This is a genomic window from Amycolatopsis sp. lyj-112 (genome assembly GCF_046549055.1).
Taxonomy (GTDB): Bacteria; Actinomycetota; Actinomycetes; order Mycobacteriales; family Pseudonocardiaceae; genus Amycolatopsis.
The window spans coordinates 1-15,132 of record NZ_JAJPWS010000027.1 but is presented as its reverse complement, the minus strand read 5'-3'; the positions used below and the strand labels follow the sequence as shown (position 1 = coordinate 15,132).

At 66.2% G+C, this 15,132-nt stretch carries 14 protein-coding genes and 2 pseudogenes; 7 read left to right on the top strand and 9 right to left on the bottom strand.

All coding sequences use genetic code 11. The features are described from left to right. Nucleotides 1-211: 211 nt before the first annotated feature. The gene (locus tag ACLJRL_RS40740; protein ID WP_410661766.1) at nucleotides 212-358 is read right to left on the bottom strand and encodes a hypothetical protein; all 147 of its coding nucleotides are present in this window, start codon (nucleotides 356-358) and stop codon (nucleotides 212-214) included. A gap of 805 nt (nucleotides 359-1,163) precedes the next feature. On the opposite strand from ACLJRL_RS40740, the gene ACLJRL_RS40735 reads away from it, so the two are divergent. Beyond that, on the top strand, nucleotides 1,164-2,159 hold the full coding sequence (locus tag ACLJRL_RS40735; protein WP_410661765.1) for a hypothetical protein: 996 nt from the start codon (nucleotides 1,164-1,166) through the stop codon (nucleotides 2,157-2,159). A 286-nt stretch (nucleotides 2,160-2,445) separates the two neighbouring features. Here the strand turns inward: ACLJRL_RS40735 and ACLJRL_RS40730 are convergent, their stop codons facing one another. Then, nucleotides 2,446-3,033, bottom strand: coding sequence for a hypothetical protein (locus tag ACLJRL_RS40730; protein ID WP_410661764.1), 588 nt, complete (start codon nucleotides 3,031-3,033; stop codon nucleotides 2,446-2,448). Between the two features lie 852 nt (nucleotides 3,034-3,885). On the opposite strand from ACLJRL_RS40730, the gene ACLJRL_RS40725 reads away from it, so the two are divergent. Next, nucleotides 3,886-4,500 carry an HAD family hydrolase gene (locus ACLJRL_RS40725; protein WP_410661763.1) on the top strand — a complete coding sequence of 205 codons (615 nt, stop codon included), beginning with the start codon at nucleotides 3,886-3,888 and terminating at the stop codon, nucleotides 4,498-4,500. Nucleotides 4,501-4,845: 345 nt separating this feature from the next. On the opposite strand, the gene ACLJRL_RS40720 is transcribed toward ACLJRL_RS40725, so the two are convergent. After that, complete coding sequence (locus tag ACLJRL_RS40720; protein WP_410661762.1) at nucleotides 4,846-5,190, bottom strand: hypothetical protein; 345 nt, start codon at nucleotides 5,188-5,190, stop codon at nucleotides 4,846-4,848. Between the two features lie 143 nt (nucleotides 5,191-5,333). Further along, the gene (locus ACLJRL_RS40715; protein ID WP_410661761.1) at nucleotides 5,334-5,612 is read right to left on the bottom strand and encodes a DUF3892 domain-containing protein; all 279 of its coding nucleotides are present in this window, start codon (nucleotides 5,610-5,612) and stop codon (nucleotides 5,334-5,336) included. A 221-nt stretch (nucleotides 5,613-5,833) separates the two neighbouring features. On the opposite strand from ACLJRL_RS40715, the gene ACLJRL_RS40710 reads away from it, so the two are divergent. After that, entirely contained in the window at nucleotides 5,834-6,427 is a 594-nt protein-coding gene (locus ACLJRL_RS40710; RefSeq protein WP_410661760.1) for a hypothetical protein, read from the top strand. Between the two features lie 58 nt (nucleotides 6,428-6,485). Here ACLJRL_RS40710 and shbA read toward each other — a convergent pair whose 3' ends face one another. Together shbA and ACLJRL_RS40700 are read right to left on the bottom strand one after the other, a co-directional pair. Beyond that, nucleotides 6,486-7,055: an RNA polymerase sigma factor ShbA gene (shbA, locus tag ACLJRL_RS40705; RefSeq protein ID WP_410661799.1), complete on the bottom strand. Its 570-nt coding sequence runs from the start codon at nucleotides 7,053-7,055 to the stop codon at nucleotides 6,486-6,488. A 183-nt stretch (nucleotides 7,056-7,238) separates the two neighbouring features. Further along, a pseudogene (locus ACLJRL_RS40700) lies at nucleotides 7,239-7,544 on the bottom strand (RNA polymerase subunit sigma-70); the annotation flags it as partial. 281 nt (nucleotides 7,545-7,825) lie between these two features. Here ACLJRL_RS40700 and ACLJRL_RS40695 point away from each other — a divergent pair. Next, entirely contained in the window at nucleotides 7,826-8,077 is a 252-nt protein-coding gene (locus ACLJRL_RS40695; protein WP_410661759.1) for a WhiB family transcriptional regulator, read from the top strand. Between the two features lie 107 nt (nucleotides 8,078-8,184). On the opposite strand, the gene ACLJRL_RS40690 is transcribed toward ACLJRL_RS40695, so the two are convergent. Both ACLJRL_RS40690 and ACLJRL_RS40685 read right to left on the bottom strand, forming a co-directional pair. Continuing rightward, nucleotides 8,185-9,759: an MDR family MFS transporter gene (locus ACLJRL_RS40690; RefSeq protein WP_410661758.1), complete on the bottom strand. Its 1,575-nt coding sequence runs from the start codon at nucleotides 9,757-9,759 to the stop codon at nucleotides 8,185-8,187. Nucleotides 9,760-9,807: 48 nt separating this feature from the next. Next, on the bottom strand, nucleotides 9,808-10,434 hold the full coding sequence (locus tag ACLJRL_RS40685; RefSeq protein WP_410661757.1) for a TetR/AcrR family transcriptional regulator: 627 nt from the start codon (nucleotides 10,432-10,434) through the stop codon (nucleotides 9,808-9,810). A 100-nt stretch (nucleotides 10,435-10,534) separates the two neighbouring features. On the opposite strand from ACLJRL_RS40685, the gene ACLJRL_RS40680 reads away from it, so the two are divergent. Further along, the gene (locus tag ACLJRL_RS40680; protein WP_410661756.1) at nucleotides 10,535-11,278 is read left to right on the top strand and encodes an SDR family NAD(P)-dependent oxidoreductase; all 744 of its coding nucleotides are present in this window, start codon (nucleotides 10,535-10,537) and stop codon (nucleotides 11,276-11,278) included. Nucleotides 11,279-11,464: 186 nt separating this feature from the next. After that, nucleotides 11,465-12,670 carry an LCP family protein gene (locus ACLJRL_RS40675; RefSeq protein ID WP_410661798.1) on the top strand — a complete coding sequence of 402 codons (1,206 nt, stop codon included), beginning with the start codon at nucleotides 11,465-11,467 and terminating at the stop codon, nucleotides 12,668-12,670. Nucleotides 12,671-12,895: 225 nt separating this feature from the next. Here the strand turns inward: ACLJRL_RS40675 and ACLJRL_RS40670 are convergent. After that, nucleotides 12,896-13,638, bottom strand: a pseudogene (locus ACLJRL_RS40670) (IS5 family transposase). Between the two features lie 245 nt (nucleotides 13,639-13,883). On the opposite strand from ACLJRL_RS40670, the gene ACLJRL_RS40665 reads away from it, so the two are divergent. Beyond that, nucleotides 13,884-14,921, top strand: coding sequence for a DUF222 domain-containing protein (locus tag ACLJRL_RS40665; protein WP_410661755.1), 1,038 nt, complete (start codon nucleotides 13,884-13,886; stop codon nucleotides 14,919-14,921). Nucleotides 14,922-15,132 lie beyond the last annotated feature (211 nt).

Here is a 15,132-nt window from a genome sequence, read left to right as displayed (position 1 = left end):
CGCGTTCGGGAGGTGGCTGCACTTTCGCTGACACGGTGACGGTTCCCGCGTGGGCGAAGGTGAAGGTGATCGGGATCGTCATGGCGAGTATGTCCTGGGTGAGGCCATGTAGTTCCAGGTAGTACGGGCTGTGCTGATAGTCCGGCCCTGCGCTCGGCGCACGGACCTCTCCGCGGGCGGTCACCGGGAGCCAGGCGACCTGTTCCGCGGTTCAGCCGCGGTCCCAGCGGATGACCGCGAACCGTGCCTGCGGGCTGGAGACTTCGGTCAGAACGTCTTCGTCACGGCTGTTGTTGACGAGGGTGAGGCGGACTTCGGCGTCCTGAACGGCCTGATAGTGATCGGTGGAGCGGATCACGATGCTCTGCAGCCCGATCGTAGGCTGCGTGGATTGCCCAGCGTCCGACGATGGCGCACTTCCCGTTGGTGCACCTTTGATATTACCTAGCAGGATCATCGCGCGGCACGCCGTGAAACGATTCTTGTGCCAAGAGTCGCCTGAGAACCCGTCCAGGTAGCGCTGCTTACGTCGGGGACGTAGCTACCCGGGCCGCGGTCGCGGCCAATTGCTGGGGAGTTTTCGGCTGTCGCCGTGGTGCGGTGGGCGTGGCTTCGACCTTGGCAGGTGATTGCTCAAGCAGGTGGGGTCCTGGAAAAAATTCCCTCCAGGACCCCACCGCGGTCGCTGAATTCCCGGCTACCAGCGTGATCGGAGAGAGGGGACCTAGCGGTGCCGCCCTGGTGGGTTGGGATGCTGTGCTGACGGCACATATTTGACGCTGGCCGGCCAGGGCGCTGGATCGGCGTCCAGCGCAGTGTCACTTTGGGACGGGGTGGCCTGGCAGTCCAATCGCCGCGGGCGCGGAGCTCCCGCTTGGTCCGGCTGCGGCCCCCATCTACTGGGTACCCGAGAAAAACGCCGACTGTGAACGCAGAGAGCTCAGGCTGTTCGCCTTCGCCTCGTTCCGGGACTGAAGTGGGCCGCGCTGGCGATCGTCGTTACCTCAGAGGTAATCGACAGGGTGCGGTTTCTCGAAGATCCTTTGGGCAGAGCGGGAACACCCACCGAGGAAGCCGGTGAGCGACGTTGTCGACCACCGCACGTTCCTGCGCCGAGACGGAGCCGAGAAGCGGCTTTCCCCCGAAGCGATCGGAGAAAACCCATGCGGGTTTCGCGCATCATCCCCGCCCTCACGGCGGCCGTTCTGTCCTGCGCCATCCTGGCGACATCGGCGAACGCCGAACCGCTCGCCCGGCAACCGGACCGGACAACGGCGGAAGTGCCGGCGAACGTGCGGCAGTTCATGGACGCCTACCGTGACTGGGGACGGAACGCGCAGGATGTCGACGCATACCTGAACCTGTTCGTCCAAGACGGAACGGCGCGTCTGTGGGACAGCGGGCTCGAAACGCCCAGGGACTGGGCGGGAATCAAGAGTCAGATCGAGGGTGTGCTCCGGCTGGTTCCGGACTATGTCTTCGTGCCGGAGACCGTCACCTCCAGCCCGGACGGGAGAGTCGTCTTCGTCGAGGCGCTCAACACCGGCACCATCAAGGAGAAGCCGGTCTCCTTCAAGACGATGCACCGGCTCGTCCTCGGTAATCCGGCGGCGGGCAAGGATCCCACCCGGGTACAGGACGGCAGGCGGTTCTGGGACCAGGTCAACATGTTCCGCCCGGTCGAAGATCCGGCGAACCCGCTGCGGAACCTCTTCGAGGGAATCACCTCGTCGGCGACCGATCCGGCCCCGGCGATCCCCCAGCCGCCTCGCGTGCGGCAGCTGGCCTGGAACCGGGAAGCGGCCGAGATCCTGGTCGCCGGCGTGGACGGCACGGCGACCCTGCAAGGACCTGGCCTGATCACGCCGATCTCCGGCCGCCGGGCCATGACCGAATACCTGAACCGGTTGTTCGGCGCGGTCCGCGACATCCGGCTCGAGCCGCGGGCCACCGTGTCCGCGGCGGGCACCGAATACCAGGAGTGGGTCGGTACCGCGGTGGCGCTGGGTGGCGCCGACCCGCGCACGGTCTCCTTCAGTCTGGTCGAGCGGACGGTGAAGACCGCGACCGGCACAGCATGGTCGCTGCACTTCGACACCCTGGACCTGATCGCTTCCGTCCAGACAGTGAAAGAACTGCGCGCCCGGATCTTCGGCTAGACACCGTGTACGGGCCGCGCGTCGTTCCGCGGCCGGACCCCGGAAGGCTGGCGGCCTACCAGCAAACTGCTGCTCGAGTACACCACGCTCCCGATCTCCGAGGAGGAGTTCCAGCGGCTGGCAGCGTCCCACCCAGGCGAGGCGAGGGCCGACGACCCTGAGACAGTCGTGGTACGAACGCTAACTCCCTCGAACGTGCCACACAGTGGAGCCAAGGGAATTCCCTATGAGGCGACCACGCTGCAACGCACTCTCATGCCGCAGTGCGGGCCGCTGACGGACGCGCTCAACGATCCGAGAGCCCTGTGTCGGGAGGCGCGGGATCCAGCTCTGTCTCGGGCCATGACTGTGACGCGGGGCCGAACGCGCGTCGGGCGGCTCGGACTGCCAGGGCGGCGACGGTGGCGTTGGCGCCACCGCCGATCACCGCGCCGATGCCGAACGGAGCCACCCGGCCGAGCACGATGATGCCCTGCTTGGTGCCGTACTTGGTGATGAAGTTCTTGCCCAGGACGCTGTTGATCTGGCGCAGCGTCGCCGTGGGCACCTTGCTGACGAGCTGGCGGGCCCAGTGCTGACCGGTGCGCTCGGCGACCTTACCGACAATACGCCAGGGCGACCCGGTACCGACTGCGGGCGCGGCCGCGGTGGCCCCGACCGCTGCCCCTGTTCCCGCCAGGGCACTGACGTACATCCGCTCCAGGGTGCGCACGACCTCCGCCGGTGCCGCATCCGGGTTGCGCTGACGGGCCCGGGCGATGTTCTTGCGCACCAGCGGTGTCTGCAAGCCGATGGCCTTGTCCAGTAGCTTAAGGACCGGCTGCCCCGGCCCGCTCGACGCCGGCACCGGTCGTTCAAGGGCATCAGAGGCCACGGGGAGCTCCCTTCGCGTCGTCAAGTTGTCGCCAGTCTCGCACCCGCGCGGGCCAGAGCCCATCGATCACCCACGCCCGCCGCGTCCCGCTGTTGAGCCAGATCTTCACCGGAATCTGGGGTATGCAATGGTGTCCCGGGCGTAACGCAGATACGTCACGCGGGCCGACGGTTCGTTCAGCAGCGACAGACCATCGGCATGCCAGGACGTTGGCTCGTGTCCTTGTTTGGTTGGCTGTTGTTGCCCGGGGAAGGTGTCGGCGTCGCCGGGGCCGGACGGGACTGTGTACTCAGCTGCTTATCCCGGTGAGTCGGCGATGACCGGCACCCCGAGGTTGACAGGGCCAGCTGGACCGCGGGCGTGTGCTCGGTCGAGGCTGGTTAGCTTCCGGGCAGCTTCGTTGAGGCTGACCTGTAGTCCGGCGACCTCGCCGAGCGAGCCGTGGAGGTGAGCTTCCCGGATTCGGTCCCGAAGGTTGGCGATGATCTCGACCAGTCGCGGCCGGGCTGTGGGCGCCAAACGCAGGCTGGGGCAGCGGATGCAGGCATGTTCGTGCTTGCATGGCGTGCCATACGGACGCCCGCACTCACCCAACTCGAGCTTGCGGGTCTGAAAATGTTTCCTGGAACTCCGTCCATTCTTCCTCAGTCGGTTCCCGGTACTCAGCTTCGGGCCGGGCAGCTCGGCGGCGGTCGAGGGATGCACGATACGTGCGGACGAGAGCTTCGTCGAAGAAAATGGTGACGTCAGATATTCAAACCGTCCGAATGGGTGCGGCGTCAGGGTTCTTGGCGAGGTGTTCGTAGACTGTTGTTCTCCGTGTTTGGGTCTGCGGCCGATAGGGTGGCGATCATGGCGATTCGTGCGGTGGTGTTCGACATCGGCGACGTACTGGAGATCGCGCCCGACCTTGGAGTCGGCAGGCGGTGGGAGGCCAGGCTCGGTCTCGTAGAGGGTGAGGTCGGCCGACGACTGGCGGACGTCTGGGCAGCCGGGGCCATTGGCGGGGTCATCGAGGATGAGGTGCGTCAGGCGATCAGCGATCGATTCAGCGTTGCCAGGGAACAGGCCGATGCGATCATGGCGGATTTCTGGGAGCAGTATCTGGGCACCGGCAACTCCGAGTTGATCAAGTATTGCCGGGGGCTGCGCCCGCGCTATCGGACCGGCATCCTGAGCAACAGCTTCGTCGGCGCCCGGGAACGGGAGCAGGCCGCATACGGGTTCGAGGACCTCGTAGATGACATCGTCTATTCGCACGAGGTCGGCATGAGCAAGCCAGATCCACGGATCTACGAGCTCAGCTGCGCGCGACTCGAGGTCCGCCCCGAGGAGATGATTTTCCTCGACGATTTGGAGCCCAACATCGCCGCTGCCTGTGCGGTCGGCATCCGCGGGATCCACTACCAGGACAACACTCAGGTAATCGCCGAGATCGAGGAGTTGCTGACTCCAGCCGGTGATTGAACCGGTGTCCCATCCGGATCTAACGAGTGTCGTGAATTGGCGGGCCATGAGGCTGCCACGTGGGTCCGTGCTCGAGCCGTGCGTGGATGAGCCGACGCCTGGTGTTGCTGCCCCAGACTGACCAGACAGTGCCTCTGCCGGTGAAGCTGCGGCCACGGTCCATCAGACGGTGCAGCAGCAGGTACAGCCCGCCCGGGGTGTGCAGGCGACGATGGGCGTACCCGATCTCACAGGTTACGGTGTTGAACCAACCGCGCGCCGCGGCGCGCGGTTGGCCAGCTGCAGCCCCACCGCGCGGTCACCGGCGAGGAGGTGCTCGGCCGGCAGCTCCTAGGGCGCCACCGTTCAGCGGCATGCCCGCACGTTGGTCGTTGTCGCGCGGATGATCGTTGCGACAACTGCCAGCACCGCGTCGCAGTCGTCGCGGACCTCCTCCATCTTCCGACGCCACCGTGCCCGGCTGCTTGGCGCCGACGGGTCTTCGTAGTCAACATCGTGCACGATCGCGTTTCGTGCCTTGAAGAACTTGTCGAGCGTTTCGATCTGAGCGACTGGGAACTGGGCGTTCGAGATCCCGAGAGTGTCGCGCACTCGGGCTTTGACATCACTGCTGCCCTGCCGACGTAGAGCCCGATACAGGCCGACACGCAGCGGCACTCGGCCCGGGCTCAAACTGGCGTTGACCTGCACAAACCGGCAGAATCTAGCATCCAATGACACTGGCTGACGTGCCGGAGCTGCGGTCTCATAATCCCTTGGCCGTCGGTTCGAGCCCGACCCGGCCCACGTTGATCCGCCGTGCGGCATGCCGGGTCCACTGTGGACACGGCGGCTCAGAAGTGGGGCAGCTCCAGCAGGTTGTTCTTCCAGATCCCGTCCGCTCGGGTGCGGAGGTACCTGGGGCCGAAGGTCGGTTTGATGATCTCCACGGCCACCCGGTGGATCCCCTCGTCGACGTAGGCCTTCCCGTCGTCGTCCTCGATCCACGCCACGATCGCCGAAACGAAGCTCTCGCCTGTCTCGCCATTGCCGGGGTTGGCCCAGCGCAGTTTCGTGATGTTTTCGTGGAATTTCCCGCCTTCGAGCCGCGATGCGATGATTCTGATGGCCATGGTGCTACCTCTTCGGCTGTGCCCTTCGAAGCGAACAGGGGTAATGCTGTACTCGCCGTCCGTCGGCACCCTGTTACGCCACCTGGCCGCCGTGCCTCGAACGTTACGAGTTCGAGCGCGGGCCGACCGTTCTGAGTCAGATGACGCAGACCGCGCCCGTTCCGCCGTGTCAAAGTCCCTTCGCCGGCCGGGAACACCGGCTGGAAGAGAGGGGAACGACCATGTGCGCTGCCAAGAAGACACTGACCGGCATCCTGGGGGCGACGGGGATCGCCCTGGCCACGACGGTCCTGGCCGGCTGCGCCCCGGACCCGGCGCCGCAGGCGATGCCGGCGGCACCGTCCGCGCCGCCTTCGCCGTCCGTCGCCGACGAGGCCGCGACGGTGGCCTGGATGAACGGGTTCTGTGGCTCGGTCAAGGATTTCATCGACGGCAACAACAAGATGCAGACCTCCGGTGGCGAGACCATCGAGGCCATCAAGAAGAACACCAGCGACCAGCTCGGGTACTACGCGACCATCCTGGGTAAGACCGTCGACGGTCTCAACGCCCTGCCCGCCTCCCCGATCGCCGCCGCGGAAAAGGCGAAGAAGGAATTCCTCGAGAAGTACACCGCGGCGCACGACAAGGCCACGAAGGCGAAAACCGCACTGGACGCGTCGAAAAAGGACGATACCGCCGCGCAGGGTATCGCTGTCGAAGGATTGATAGCGGCCCAGAAGGACGCGCACAGCGCGCTCGACCCGGTGAAGGCCGTGCTCGATTCCCCTGAGCTGACGAAGGCGTCGGCGACTGCCCAACGCTGCCGCCCCTGAATGCGCGTGAGGGCCAGCCTCAGGGACTCTGAGTCCCCGAGGCTGGCCCTCACGCGCTTTACGACTCGTCGGTGAGGATGTTCCGGAGTCGCGCCAAAGCGCGGTGCTGAGCAACCCGCACCGCACCGGCCGTCGAGCCGACCACCCCGGCGGTCTCCTCCGCCGACAGACCGACGACGATCCGCAGCACGACGATCTCGCGCTGCTTGTCCGGCAGGATCCGCAGCAGCTCGCCCATCCTGTCGCTCAATTCGTTGTGCAGCGCGCGCTGCTCCGGGCCGACGGAATCCGCGACGCCGTCGGGGACTTCGGGGACGGGCTCGGAGCGGTTGCGGGCGGCGGCGCGGCGGGCGTCGGCGACCTTGTGCTGGGCGATGCCGTAGACGAACGCGAGAAAAGGGCGCCCCCGTTCGCGATAGGTGGGCAGCGCCCGGAGGATCGCCACGCAGACCTCCTGCGCGACGTCGTCCGCCGAGGCGTACGTCCGTTCCTGACGGCCGATCCGCGCGCGGCAGTACCGGACCACGAGCGGGCGGATGGTGGTCAGCAGATGGTTCAGCGCCCGGGAATCGCCCTGGCCGGCGGCCACGACGGCCGCGTCGAGGGAATACCAGTGCTCCGGGACCACTGATTCGGGCGCCGCGGCGGCGTCCGGTTCGTCCAGGGCGAGTTCCCGGATCGTCGCGCGGTTCTTGATCTGGGACAGGGTGTCCTCGACGTCGAGGCCCACCCGCAGCGCGTCCACGAACGCGTCGTTCGCGTGGTCCAGGAAGCCGGTCGCTTCGGGATGGCTTTCGTGGAGGCGGGTCCGCGCGTGCCGCAGCGTCGAGCGGACGGCCTCGTCCGCGATCCCGAGCACCCCGGCGATCTCGACGGTGGTGAAGCCGTCCAGTGCCCAGGCCATACCGAGCTGCTGCCGTTTCGGGAGCTGTCCCAGGATGGTCAGGACGGACGACGCCTCGTCGGCGAGGGTGGCGAGTTTGTCTTCCCTGTCCACGTCGGCGAGCGCCCAGTCGGCCCGGACCGCGGACTGTTCCTTCGCCCGCCGATGCCCGACCCGGCGCACCCAGGACCTCGGGTGGGTGATCGTGTGCCAGTCCTCGTAGGCGTTCAGCATCGCCTCCCCGGCCGCGTCCCGTGCCGGATCGAGGTCGAACCCCGCCTTGCACAGAAAGCCGGTGAGCAGCGGAAATTCGGCATGGAAGAACTCGTCGAACTCGTCGTGTCCCATCACCCGACTCACCGCTCCCAGCCGCCGAACGCGCTCTGCCTCATAGGACAGGTGCACTGAGCGGGCCGCTGAGTGTAACGATCGGGTAAAGGTGCTCTGGGCTCGGCTCTGGTTAGGAACTCGGTTGACGGGGAATGGACCATGGAAGAAGAGGAGGTGAGAGGAAAATGGAAATGATGATGGTGGGTGACCTGAGCCAGGCCGCTTGCCGTGGTGTGGATCCTGAACTGTTCTTTCCGGTCACCGAAATCGGTCCCGGCGCACAGCAGGTGGCCAGGGCGAAGGACGTCTGCGCGCGTTGCCCGGTGGCCTCGGCCTGCCTGGACTTCGCCGTGGACAACGGACTCGCGTATGGCGTCTTCGGTGGTCTGTCGGGTGCCGAACGGCGCCGTCTGATTCTTGTCCCCAGCGCTGCCTGAAATCGTGCTGAGCGGACTGTGAACCCGCGCCAGTGAATTGCCGCTGCGGTTTCGTGCGCGAAAAAGGGGCCCGGTTCGCGTGAACCGGGCCCCTTTTTCGCGGTGGGTCAGACGGCAGTGCTCGTGGTGCTCTCTTCGGCCAGCCGCTCGCTCCCGGACTGGGTCTTGAGCGGCGAGTGCTTGAGGAACGCGACGGCGACCACGACCAGCGCCGCGATCGGCGCGGCGATCAGGAACAGTTCGCTCGTCGCGGTCCCGTAGGCCTCGCGGATGACGTTCGCCACCGGTTCCGGCAGCGTGGCGAGGTTAGGCACCGCGCCACCCTCACCGCCACCGGGCATCGGGCCGAGACCGTCGGTGATCAGCGCCGTCACCCGGCTGGCGAGTACCGCGCCCAGCGCGCTCACGCCGATCGAGCCGCCGAGGCTGCGGAAGAACGACAGCGTGGACGTCGCCGTGCCGAGGTCCTGCGCGGCGACGTCGTTCTGCGCCACCAGCACCAGGTTCTGCATCAGCATGCCGACGCCGACGCCGAGGACCACCATGTACGCGCTGAGCAGGACGATGTCGGTCTTCGCGTCGATCGTGCCCAGCAGGGCCAGGCCCGCCGTCATCAGGACGCTGCCGAGCAGGAGGTGGCTCTTCCATTTGCCGGTCCGGCTGATCAGCTGGCCCGAGACCGTCGAGGAGACGAGGAGGCCGAAGATCATCGGCAGGCTCATCAGCCCGGCGACCGTCGGCGACTTGCCCAGCGACAGCTGGAAGTACTGCGACAGGAACACCGTCCCGCCGAACATCGCGATACCGACGAGGAAGCTCGCGACGGTGGTCAACGTGATCGTCCGGCTGCGGAACAGGCCCAGCGGCAGGATCGGCTCGGCCACCTTCGACTCGACGTAGATCGCCAGGCCGAGGATCACCACGCCGGCGGTCACCAGACCCGCCGTCCACCACGAGCCCCAGGCGAACTGGTGCCCGGCCAGCGACGACCAGACCAGCAGGGTGGAGACACCGGCCATGATCAGGAACGCGCCGAGATAGTCGACCTTCACGTCGCGCCGGATCGTCGGCAGTTTCAGGGTGCGCTGCAGCAGCAGGATCGCGGCGATCGCGAACGGGACGCCGAAGAAGAAGCACCAGCGCCAGCCGAGCCACGAGGTGTCCACCATGACGCCGCCGATCAGCGGGCCGGCGATGGTCCCGACCGCGAACACGGCACCGAAGATCCCCGAGTACTTCCCGAGTTCACGCGGCGAGACGATGGCCGCCATGATCACCTGCGCGAGCGCGGTGAGCCCGCCGGCGCCGATGCCCTGCGCGATCCGGCTGCCGATCAGGATCTCGATGTTGCCCGCGAACCCGGCCAGCAGCGAGCCGACCACGAACAGCCCGAGCGAGAGCTGGATCAGCAGTTTCTTGTTGTACAGATCGGAAAGCTTGCCCCAGAGCGGAACGGTCGCGGTCATCGCGAGCAGTTCGGTGGTGACCACCCAGGTATAGGAGGACTGCGTGCCGCCGAGTTCGGAAACGATGCGCGGCAAGGCGTTCGCGACCACCGTCGAGGCGAGGATGGCGACGAACATGCCCATCATCAGGCCGGACATGGCTTCGAGGACCTGTTTACGGCCCATCGAGCCGGACGACGAGTCCGGTTCTCTCGGTTCGGTCATGGATACGGACATGGTCGTCCCCCTTCGTGTGTGTGATGCCGTGTGCTGTGATGCCGTGCGTCAGTGCGCGTGGCCGCCGGGCTCCGGGAGTCCGGCGAGAAGAATTTCGAGTGCCTCGTCCAGCAGGTCCATCGCGGAGACCCGGCCCTCGCGCTGGTACCAGAGCCTGAGCGTGGCGTTGAACGCGCCGCCGATCGTGGTCAGCAGCAGCACCGGGTACAGGTCGGCCTCGGGGTCGGTGCCGGAGCGGCGCGCGATCGCCTCGATGGTCGGCGCGATGGTGTGGTGGTTCATGGTCACCGCGCGCGAATGCAGCGTGGGATTCTCCTGAATCGCCTTCATTCTGCCGAGCCACTCTTCGCGGTTCCGGTCGATCTCGGCGAAGTCCTCCTTGGCTGCCTCGACGAATGCGCGCGGAGTGCTGACTTCCTTCGGTGTGGCCAGGAACCTGTCGATGACGCGCTGCGAGCGTTCGGCGTAGTCGGCGTGGGCGATCACGACGGCGTCCTCTTTGGACGCGAAGTAGTTGAAGAAGGTGCGGGCCGAAACCCCCGCCGCGGCACTGATGTCCTCGACCGTCACATGGTCAAGACCGCGCTCGGCGACCAGCCGGACGGCGGTGGTGGCCAGCGCGCGGTGGGTTTCCAGCCGCTTGCGCTCGCGCAGGCCTTTGACGGGTTCGGGCATGAGCACCACGATACGCCTAAAGATGCACAGACTGCAAAATTGCATTCTGTGAAGCGTGCCACTCGCGAGTGGCCCTGGCTCGCCTGGCAGACTGCGGCGGGTGAGCGGAACGGTGCTGGTACTGGGCGGGCGCAGCGAGATCGGCCTCGCGGTCGCGGAGCGGCTCGCCAAGGGCGGAGCGAGCAAGATCGTGCTGGCCGCGAGGCGGAGCGCGGATCTCGGCGCGGAGTCCGAGCGGCTGCTGGCCGCGGGCGCGGAGACGGTCGACGCGGTCGAGTTCGACGCCGACGACCTCGCCGGGCACGCTCCCTTCCTGGAGAAGGTCGTCGTCGAGCATGGGCCGCTGGAAGTCGTCGTCACCTCATTCGGGATTCTGGGTGACCAGGAGCGGGCCGAGGCCGACGCCGCCCACGCCGTCGCGATCGTGCACACGGACTATGTGGCTCATGTGAGTGTGCTGACGCAGGTGGCCACTGTGCTTCGTGAGCAAGGCAGCGGAAGCCTCGTGGTGTTCTCGTCGGTCGCCGGGGTCCGGGTGCGGCGCGCGAACTACGTCTACGGATCGGCCAAAGCCGGTCTCGACGGCTTCGCGAGCGGGATGGCCGACGCGCTGCACGGCACGGGTGTGCACCTCCTGCTCGTCCGGCCCGGGTTCGTGATCGGCCGGATGACCGAGGGCATGTCGCCGGCGCCGTTCTCGAGTACGCCCGATCAGGTCGCCGACGCGACAGTCGCGGCGCTGCGGAAGCGTCGGGGTACGGTGTGGGTGCCGGGGCTGCTGAGGCTGGTGTTCGCGGTGATGCGCGTGGTGCCACGCGCGATCTGGCGCCGGATGCCCCGATAGGGAGCGCTGCGCGGTCGGACCGGTACACCCCGTCGCGATCGGGTTGTCTGCTTGATCACTTTCGGCCGGAAACACTGGGCCGAACGGGCTTTAAGACGCAGTCATGACAATTTTCTCAGGTTATTCCCAGCTAACGCGGTGATCCTCGAATACGGGGGATCATTCATGGGAAGCGGGGAGAGGGTCGTGCTGCTCACGTCGCGAGGACGGCGGATCGGCGGCCGCGTCGCACTGGGCCTGGTGTCGACGGTCGTAATAGGGGTCACGGGTTTCGCGTGGACACAGTTGAGCCGTTTGGACGAAGCGATCGTCATGGCCGACGTGATCGCGCCGACCGCTCAGGTTCCCGACGGCCCGGCCGGTGAACCACTGAAGGTGGCGCAGAACATCCTGGTGGTCGGACTCGACTCGCGTACCGATGCCAACGGGAACCCGTTGCCACAGAACGTACTCGACGCGTTGCACGCCGGAAGCGGCGACGACGGCGGCGACACCACCGACACCATGATCGTCGTCCACATCCCGGCCGGCGGGGCGGCCGCGACCGCCATCTCCATTCCACGTGATTCCTATGTGGACATCGCGGGCGGATTCGGCAAGCACAAGATCAACTCGGCTTACAGTCGCGGCAAGAACGCTGCGATGGGCACGCTGCGGGCTCAGGGCCTGACCGGCGCGCAGCTCGAGGTCAAGGCCAACGAGGCGGGCGCCAAACTCGCGATCCAGACGATCGAACAATTCACCGGGCTCAGCATCAACCACTACGCCGCGATCAATCTCGCCGGCTTCTCCGCGCTGAGCGAGGCCGTCGGCGGCGTCGAGGTCTGCCTCAAGGAACCGGTGCAGGACAAGTACTCCGGAGCCTCGTTCCCGGCCGGGAAGCAACTGCTCTCCGGCGCGCAGGCGCTCGCGTTCGTCCGCCAGCGGCACGGGCTGCCCAACGGCGACCTCGACCGCATCGCGCGGCAGCAGGCGTTCCTGTCGAGTATGTCCAAGACCGTCCTGGACGCCGGGACGTTCACCGATCCCACGAGGCTGAGCGCCCTGGTCGGTGCCATCCAAGGATCCGTCGTCCTCGACCGCGGCTGGGACGTGCTGAGCTTCGCGCAGCAGCTGCGGGGCATGAGCTCGGGGGCGTTGAAGTTCCAGACGATCCCGATCCAGAGCCTTTCCCTGCAGACGCCGTCCGACGGCGACGCGGTGAAGGTCGACCCGGCCGAAGTGCGGGCTTTCGTGAAGTCGGCGCTGTCGTCGTCGGCCGTGGCCGCGGTGGGGGAGTCCACCGGAGGGAACGGGATCAAGCCGGTGGCGGCGACTTCTTCGCTTTCCGCTCCGCCTTCTTCTTCTGCTGGGGCTTCGGCTCCGCTGGCTGACGCGGGTTGCGTCAACTGACGTCTGGGATTGCTGACAGGCTCGCTGGTCCGCCTCGGGATCGGGGATGCCGCGCAATCCGGCCCTGCCTCAACGCCTGCCGGACCTCGCTGGGCAACCGCTCGGGACCTCGGCACCCCGTTTGTTGTTCACTTCTCGTGCTACTGCGGAGTTATGGCGGCCGATCCATGCGGCATTCACGCGGAACGACAGATTCTACTCAATTCTCAACTCTAAGAGCACGTCTCATGTGGTGAGTTTGCGGAGTTTCTTGTGGCAGGTGAGGCTGGCTCCGAGGATGAGGAAGGCGAGGAAGTGTTCGGCTTTGCGTTCGTAGCGCAACGTGAGGCGGCGGTATCCGGTGAACCAGGCCATGGTTCGTTCGATCACCCAGCGGTGTTTGCCGAGTTTGTCCTTGGATTCGGCGTGCAGCTTGTCCGGCTTACGCCGCCGCGGACCGCGGCGGGACTTGATCGCGGGTATCGCCATCACCAGCGGCTTGAGCGCGTAGGAGTCGTTCGTATTGGCGGCGGAGACGGCGACGGCGAGCGGCAGTCCGGCGCGGTCGGACAGGGCGTGGATCTTCGAGCCGGGCTTGCCGCGGTCGACCGGGCTGGGACCGGGGCCGGTCAGGGATCCCCTTTTTTGGCCCGTACACACGCTCCGTCCACGATCGCGCGGCTCCAGTCGATGTGGCCCTGGCTGCCGAGTTCGTCCAAGAGCGCGTGGTGCAGGCGCCGCCAGAGTCCGGCTTTGGTCCACTGGCCGAAGCGGCGGTGCCCGGTCTGGAACGGCACCCCGAACGACGGCGGCAGGTCCCGCCACGCACAGCCGCTGGTCAGCACGTACACGATCGCGGTGAACACCGCACGAGCATCCACCGGGGCAGTGCCACCGCCCTGCGGACGCGGCTCGAACACCGGGATCAACGGCTCAACCAGGTTCCACAGCTCATCCGGCACCAACCGCAACGACAAACGATCAACCACAGCAAAGATCACCGCTCATCAGCAACCGATCACCACGTAAGACACACTCTAAGCCGCAAATAATATGGCAGTCGAACGTGAGTTCGAGTATAATCATTGCCATGAACCTTAAGCTCGTTTATCAAACTCAGGCCGCGCGTTTCCTTGAGTCCTCGTTTGTCGAGGAGTTGGTGCTTCGGCGGGCGCAGGGTCGTCAGGTGCGTGCGTTAGCGGAGTTCGCTGGAATCGGTGGGTCGCGAAGATCGGTGACCGAGGAGGTCGCTTTGCGCTTCTCGGTCTCTCGTAATCAAGCGTTCCTGCTGCTCGAAATCTCCTGCGCTCTCGTGTCACGGCTGCCGAAGACGTTGGCAGCGTTGGACTGTGGCGACATCGACCTGTTCAAAGCATCCAAAGTCACGCAGCTGACGCGCGAAGTCTCCGACGAGGTCGCCGGGCTGGTTGATGAGCACATGTCGTCTCGTCTGGCCGACCGTGACCCGGGTGCGATTCGCAGTTCGGTCGATTGGGCGGTCAAGAAGTACGACCCCGACGGCTATCGCGACCGGGCCAAGAAGAAACGCGCATTGCGGCATGTGTCCCTGCAGCATGAGGGCGAGACCATGTCCACCCTCTCCGGGTATCTTCCCTCGGAAGTCGCCAGTTCCGTTTATGCCTCACTCGACCTCGGAGCACACACTCGGCGCGACAACGACAAGTCCAAGACGTTGGATCAGCATCGTGCCGATCTGTTCGCCGAACGCCTGCTCGCCGAAGACGGACACGGCAAGCCGAAGGCCCACATCCACGTCTACGTCGACTTCCTGACCCTCACCGGCGCCCGCAACGACCCGGCGTTCCTCGCCGGATATGGCCACATCCCCGACTGGCTCGTCCGGGAGATCGCCTCCGACCCCAAGTCGACCTGGTCGCGGCTGATCACCGATCCCGCCACCGGTCAGCTCTTGGAAGCCGGCGCCGACAAGTACCGATCACCAGCGTCGCTGGCACGGTTGATCAAAGCCCGGGATCGGGAATGCACGCAACCTGGATGTCATCGTCCGGCGGAGTTCTCGGAGATCGATCACATCGTCACCTGGGCGCAGAACGGAAAGACCAACCACCACAACTGCCACGGCTATTGCAAGATCCACAACCTGCTCCGCAACGAACCCGGCTGGTCGGCAGTGCCCACTGGGAACGGCGGGATGACGATCACGACTCCCAGCGGCCACACCTACACCGCGACACCCGAACCGCTGCACGACCCGAGACCCGAACCCGACGAAGAGCCACCGCCCTTCTGAGGCGTTCTGCTCCAGGCGCTCGTCCGCGAACGTTCCGCGACGTCCTGGTCGACAACCGCAGCGGCTCGTGCGCGGTCTTCCAGGGCTCTAGGGCGTGTCCTGCGAATCTTTCTCATGATCGTGTGCAGATGATGGGTTGTGGTTGGTCGTGGTGAGCTGACGGATAAGGCGTGGGCGGTGATCGCGCCGTTGTTGCCTGCGGAGACGGGCC

Excerpts from the sequence above, each read along its gene's own strand:
- ACLJRL_RS40735 (WP_410661765.1), top strand. The coding sequence starts at position 1,164 with ATGCGGGTTTCGCGCATCATCCCCGCCCTCACGGCGGCCGTTCTGTCC.
- ACLJRL_RS40725 (WP_410661763.1), top strand. The coding sequence starts at position 3,886 with ATGGCGATTCGTGCGGTGGTGTTCGACATCGGCGACGTACTGGAGATC.
- ACLJRL_RS40715 (WP_410661761.1), bottom strand. The coding sequence starts at position 5,612 with ATGGCCATCAGAATCATCGCATCGCGGCTCGAAGGCGGGAAATTCCAC.
- ACLJRL_RS40710 (WP_410661760.1), top strand. The coding sequence starts at position 5,834 with ATGTGCGCTGCCAAGAAGACACTGACCGGCATCCTGGGGGCGACGGGG.
- ACLJRL_RS40695 (WP_410661759.1), top strand. The coding sequence starts at position 7,826 with ATGGAAATGATGATGGTGGGTGACCTGAGCCAGGCCGCTTGCCGTGGT.
- ACLJRL_RS40690 (WP_410661758.1), bottom strand. The coding sequence starts at position 9,759 with ATGTCCGTATCCATGACCGAACCGAGAGAACCGGACTCGTCGTCCGGC.
- ACLJRL_RS40685 (WP_410661757.1), bottom strand. The coding sequence starts at position 10,434 with ATGCCCGAACCCGTCAAAGGCCTGCGCGAGCGCAAGCGGCTGGAAACC.